This window comes from Bartonella sp. AP36NXGY (assembly GCF_042195865.1).
Lineage (GTDB): Bacteria > Pseudomonadota > Alphaproteobacteria > Rhizobiales > Rhizobiaceae > Bartonella.
Genome location: NZ_JBHIPD010000141.1, coordinates 1 through 659, shown reverse-complemented (window position 1 = coordinate 659; position 659 = coordinate 1). Strand labels below are relative to the sequence as shown.

The following is a 659-nucleotide window of genomic DNA, read 5'->3' as shown; positions in this document are numbered from 1 at the left end:
ACTTGACGCGAAAGTTGTGACAGAGCAATGATGGGAATATTGAGTTCTTTTGCAAGTGCTTTTAATCCGGTGGTAATGGCTGTAATTTCTTGAACGCGATTTTCTAATGAACGCTTTGAACCGCTTGTCATGAGTTGGATATAATCGATAATCAAGACATCTAGACCATGTTGTCGTTTGAGACGCCTTGCACGGGCGGACAATTGTGCAAGGGATACACCCCCCGTTTGATCAATATAAAGAGGGATTGTTTGTAAGGAACGCATTGCGTAAATGATGTTGGTAAATTGCTCTTCTGAGATATTACCACGACGCATATCAGAAGAAGAAACCTTTATTTGTTCTGAGATAATACGAGTTGCAAGCTGTTCTGTTGACATCTCAAGTGAGAAGAAACCTACAATGCCCCCTTCATTTTCTTGGCTGTTATCATGACGCTTACAAGCATTGGCAATATTAAAAGCAATATTGGTCGCCAGAGAGGTTTTCCCCATTCCAGGGCGTCCAGCTATGATAATCAAATCGGATGGCTGTAATCCTCCCATTTTTTCATCAAGGGTTTTGATATGGGTAGCTATCCCAGAAAGCTGTGAGGAACGCTTTTTTGCAGCGCTTGCCATGTTAAGTGCTTTTGCAATGGCTGTATCAAAGTTTTCAAA

Annotated in this window: 1 protein-coding gene; it reads right to left on the bottom strand. The window is 41.6% G+C overall.

Going from position 1 to position 659, the window contains the following annotated elements; translation table 11 throughout:
• Positions 1 to 659: DnaB-like helicase C-terminal domain-containing protein (locus tag ACFINX_RS10345; protein WP_375668823.1), on the bottom strand; the 659-nt coding region annotated here is incomplete at both ends.